We start from the raw sequence: 4,713 nt of genomic DNA, 5'->3' as shown, positions 1-4,713 counted from the left end.
AGTAAGGTGTTGCTTATTTTTTTCAATGTTTTCTCAATTCTATACAGCCCCTAGTCTGTTGGAATAAATATACTTTACTATCAATGCAGCAAAAGAATAAGATAGATAATATTGGATGATTAACAACATATCATTGATAATAGCGTTAATGGCTAAATATAAGTAGGAGTTAACATGGATAGAATCGATGCGATGCGCGCCTTTGTAGCAGTGGTGATCGAAGGCAGCTTTACTACGGCGGCAAATACTTTGCAACTTTCACCGCAATTGGTGAGTAAGTATGTGTCTAAGCTGGAAGAACAGCTAAACAGTCGTTTACTTAATCGTACTACTCGTAAAGTCAGCCTTACCGAAGCTGGTAATCATTACTTCGCTCATGCGCAGCAGATTTTACTTAGCATTGATGACATGGAGTCACAATTGGGTGGCTTACAACAGAACCCTAAAGGCGTGTTGCGCATAAGTGCGCCTGTCTCATTTGCTCTAAGGCATATGGCACAGTTAATCACTGATTTTCAGATGCGTTATCCCTTGGTGACTGTCGATCTACAATTGACTGATCGTAAAGTCGATATCGTTGAGGAAGGGTTTGATGTCGCTTTGCGTATCGGGAAGCTGAAAAGCTCCTCACTTATTGCCAAGCAAGTCGCCCCTATTCGTGTGGTTCTCTGCGCGTCGCCTGAATATTTGAAAAAGCATGGCACACTCGATAAACCTGAAGATTTAGTGAATCATCGCTATTTACACTACAGCTATATGAACATGGACGCTAAGGAAGAAATATACCAATTGTTAAAAGCAAAATACCTCAAGCAAGGTAGCGAGTTTCGGAGTAATAACGGCGATGTATTGGTGGAAGCCGCTATTGCAGGTGCAGGTTTGGTATTGCAACCGACGTTTATTGTCAGCGAAGCCGTTAGTAGGGGTAAGCTAGTAGTATTGTTGCCGGAAATCGAACCTGAGGCTTTGGGTTTATACACCATCTACGCCCATAGAAGACTACTACCGCACAAAGTCAGGTGTTTTATAGATTTTATGGAAGACTATTATGGGGCGCCGCCTTATTGGGATGAGTGTATAGCCAAACTTTTAAGAGCTGACTAACACTAATTCATATTTATCGTTTTTTAACAGTTGCTCCGCTATTCTTTCTTCCCATTCAACTTTAGAAAGACAACCCGTATTTTGCATCTTTATATCTTTTAAAACCTTATGATGTGCATCAAGTTGGTTAATAATGTTGATAATATTATTTTGCTGACGCTTTGTTTCAGCGAGCTTTTGGGTAATATAGTTAAGTTTTTATAAAATCGATACAGCCCATATCATGAAACAGTTTAGGTAGATTATTCTCCATCCATCCTTGGCGTAGAAACTTAGCCTGTGCCCATTTTTTCTCGATAGGGTTTAGATCAGGGCTGTACGGCGGCAGCCAAAGAATACGATGGCCATGTCTGTTGAGTAGTTTTTGGATACGTCTGCTTTTATGAAACCGAGCGTTATCCATGACAATCACGCATTTAGTTTTAAGACTTGGAATAAGTGTGAACTTACACCAGTCATAAAATATATTGCTATTGATATTCATCTCAAAGTAATCAAGCGCAAATAGCATCTTTTCATAGAGAGCTCCGATGACATTAGTACGCTTCTTTGCTTGCCAGTTGTAGCTATCGATACAGGGTTTACCAATCGGTGCATAGCCATGAGAACGAATGGTTTCAGCCTCAAAGCCGCTTTCATCCATATAGACAATGGGATAGCCTTGCTGCGTAAAGCGATCAAGCCTACTCTGGAATATCGCTCTTTTTATCGGACACGCTTTTGGATGTTCCAAGGTCTTTTTTTTGACTGATACCAAGACGCTTTAAAGCATTAAAGATGCCCGTTTTACTACAGTTCAAGCGACGAGCTCTTTCATAGTTATAATCATCTGGGTATCTTTTTACGTCTTCAATCAATGCGTCATCAGGTATTTTAGTCGGTGCTTTATTTCTGGTTGTTTTAGGCGCTAATTTCTTCTGCCAGCTGTGAATGGTGCTGGTGCTAAGTCCATAAAATAGCGCAGCTTCTCGTATGGTCATACCATCAATGATGCTAGAAAGTACCTGTTTGCGATAGTCTATTGAATAAGTCATCGTTTATTTCATTAAATGCAATTGTTAATAGGGTTGTATCGGTTTTATTTGGATTAGACTATACACACTTTTTAGGAAAGGCTCTCAAACTCAAAAGGCGATACATAGCCCAATGCACTGTGTATACGCTTTTTATTGAACCAATCTACCCAATTCAATGTCGCAAGTTGTACATTCGCTAAACCTTGCCAACCTGCTTTTAAATATTCAATCACCTCTGTTTTGTATAACCTATGCCCTGTTACAGCCAAAGCATTATCAAGGCCTAGTTATATATTTTTTCTTATGTTATCAAGCCAAGCTCGCATACTTGGTGTAAGCAAGCGATGACGACGCCAAGCCATGACAAGCTCCCATTTTAACTGAGGTTGGGTTAGTGGCAAGCAGACTAATCCTGTTAAATCCAACTTTTGAGTATAATATTGAGGCAAAAGAGTCACGCCCATATCCTGTTTTACCATGTCAAGAAGCAAGTGCCACTGATTGGTTTGGCAAATAATATTAGGTTCAAAACCTAGTGATTGACAGTTTTCTATAATCATTGGAGTAAATGATGAATTGGAGGTAAATAAAATTAGGGGTGCATTTGATAGTGATTTAAGTGTTACCTTCGTTTTTCGCTTACCCATACGGTTTTTATTTGCTACGACCACCACTGGATAGCAACATATCGACGAGTAGTCAAAATCATCGTCAATCGGCTTCATCAATGTTGCCACATCAAGTTGCCCCTCTAGAAGGGCCTGCTTAAGTGACTCAGCACCATCTTCGATAAGTGAGGTTTCTATACTAGGATGCATTTGGTAAAAGTTAAAAATAGCTTTGCTTAGTATTTCACTGCCTAACGGTGAAATCCCTAGACGCAACTTACCACCTATTAATTGCTGATAATCTACTACTGTTTGTTCAAGATTATCTGCCTTTTGTAAGATATCCACTGCTTGAATATAGAGGTGTTCGCCAATTTCCGTTAAATTAACTAGCCGCTTTTTTCTATGAGTCAACGGCTTATCAAACAGAGCTACGCCTAAATATTCTTCAAGGTTACTGATGGATTTGGTAACGGTGGGTTGAGTTAAATTGAGTTGGATACTGGCTTGAAGAAACCCACCTGTTTTTACGACTGTCACAAAGCAGCGTAATTGCTTGAAAGTTATCATAAATAATAGACCACATTTAAGAGAAAGAACGAAATTTATTATAGAAATTGGGAATAAAAATAAAAATATAATTCATAATTTATGACTATAGTATTTTTATAATAAGTAGTCTCTAATCAACAAACAACAACTATTATGCGTAATCTTAATCTTCGTCTATCCTCCTGTTTTTTAGCTAAAACAAAACTGGCACTTCAAAGGTTCTATGGCCAATCATGGCTTCATGTCCTTATGCAATGCGCTATTATCGCAGCTGTCTGGTATTGTGCTGCGATATTGGTTGAGTTATTGCATTTACCCGTATCCTCAGGCGTCTTAGGAGTATCTTTAATGCTGATCTTATTAATGAGTGGTGCTATCAAGGTTAACTGGGTCAGACTGGGGGCAAAATTTGTTTTGGGTGAATTAGTATTAATGTTTATCCCACTTATGATGTCAATACTTCAATACAAGGCGCTATTTATCAGTAAGGGCTGGCAATTAATGCTGACAATTATCTTAAGTACCGCGATGGTGATGTTAAGCTCAGCATTAACCTTTATTATGGTGCACCGTTTGCAACGTAGATTGTATCGACATCAGATTCATAAAGCCCAATTAAACCTAAAAAATAATGATAATGTGTGAGGATTTACAATGAATGTCTGGTCAATCCTTTGTCTCATTTGGACATTAGCTGCTTATTATATGGCTAAAGTAATCTATGTGCGCTATCGAAAATCTTGGCTAAACCCAGCTATCACGGTTCCAGTAATAACGCTTTCATTAATGATTATCTTTAATATCTCTTATGATACTTATTGGAAAGATACAGCTTGGATTGTGCAGTTACTTGCCCCCGCAACGGTTGCGTTTGCTATACCTATTTATGAATATCGTCGTTTAATACGTCGACATGCTTTGGCTTTGACCGCTTCCATAACTGTCGGGATGGTGGTGGGAGTCTTAAGCATATACCTATTCACTGGTTTGTTCCACTTTGATAAGACCTTGACCTATAGCTTGATGGCCCGTTCAATATCGACACCATTTGCGTTAGACTTATCTGAAAAAATTCACGGATCTTCCTCTTTAGTCTCATTGTTTACTTTGATCACAGGGATGGTGGGAATGATTTTAGGGGATATGATTTTGACTTTTTTTCGTATTCGCTCACATCTTGCAAATGGAATCGCATTTGGTAATGCATCACACGGTTTTGGTACAGCCCGGGCAAGTCAGCGCAATGAGGACGAGGGCGTTATAGCTAGTTTAACAATGATTTTAGCGGGATTGTTTATGGTATTCTTAGGCCCTTCATTAATACATGGCGTAATGTTATTTGGGCAAGTTTAAACAAATATATATAGAGACCCTAATCTATATTAGACCTCTTGCAAAAGTCATAGGTTAAGCTCGGAATTAATGATACCAGC

General features: G+C 38.8%; 6 protein-coding genes and 1 pseudogene. 3 read left to right on the top strand and 4 right to left on the bottom strand.

The genetic code is table 11. The features are described 5' to 3' along the window. The first annotated feature begins 174 nt into the window (after nucleotides 1-174). Nucleotides 175-1,104 (top strand): LysR family transcriptional regulator, encoded by a 930-nt coding sequence (locus tag L0G63_RS13470; RefSeq protein WP_087814224.1) that lies wholly within the window; start codon nucleotides 175-177, stop codon nucleotides 1,102-1,104. A gap of 190 nt (nucleotides 1,105-1,294) precedes the next feature. Here L0G63_RS13470 and L0G63_RS13465 read toward each other — a convergent pair whose 3' ends face one another. From L0G63_RS13465 to L0G63_RS13450, 4 genes and pseudogenes are all read right to left on the bottom strand, one after another. Next, entirely contained in the window at nucleotides 1,295-1,837 is a 543-nt protein-coding gene (locus L0G63_RS13465; protein ID WP_301451111.1) for an IS630 family transposase, read from the bottom strand. Then, nucleotides 1,788-2,138 (bottom strand): transposase, encoded by a 351-nt coding sequence (locus L0G63_RS13460; protein WP_225211545.1) that lies wholly within the window; start codon nucleotides 2,136-2,138, stop codon nucleotides 1,788-1,790. Before L0G63_RS13460 ends, L0G63_RS13465 begins: the two co-directional genes overlap by 50 nt. A 71-nt stretch (nucleotides 2,139-2,209) precedes the next feature. Then, a pseudogene (locus L0G63_RS13455) lies at nucleotides 2,210-2,398 on the bottom strand (IS3 family transposase); the annotation flags it as partial. A 9-nt stretch (nucleotides 2,399-2,407) separates the two neighbouring features. Continuing rightward, nucleotides 2,408-3,298 (bottom strand): LysR family transcriptional regulator, encoded by an 891-nt coding sequence (locus L0G63_RS13450; RefSeq protein WP_075102374.1) that lies wholly within the window; start codon nucleotides 3,296-3,298, stop codon nucleotides 2,408-2,410. Nucleotides 3,299-3,433: 135 nt separating this feature from the next. Here L0G63_RS13450 and L0G63_RS13445 point away from each other — a divergent pair, with 135 nt between their 5' ends. Next, complete coding sequence (locus tag L0G63_RS13445) at nucleotides 3,434-3,925, top strand: CidA/LrgA family protein (protein ID WP_192520905.1); 492 nt, start codon at nucleotides 3,434-3,436, stop codon at nucleotides 3,923-3,925. Between the two features lie 9 nt (nucleotides 3,926-3,934). Beyond that, nucleotides 3,935-4,633 (top strand): LrgB family protein, encoded by a 699-nt coding sequence (locus tag L0G63_RS13440; protein ID WP_192520907.1) that lies wholly within the window; start codon nucleotides 3,935-3,937, stop codon nucleotides 4,631-4,633. Nucleotides 4,634-4,713 lie beyond the last annotated feature (80 nt).

Origin of the sequence: Psychrobacter sp. (assembly GCF_030454045.1) — a bacterium.
GTDB lineage: Bacteria > Pseudomonadota > Gammaproteobacteria > Pseudomonadales > Moraxellaceae > Psychrobacter.
Note: the sequence above shows the minus strand (reverse complement) of the source record. Positions and strands in the feature narration are given on the sequence as shown.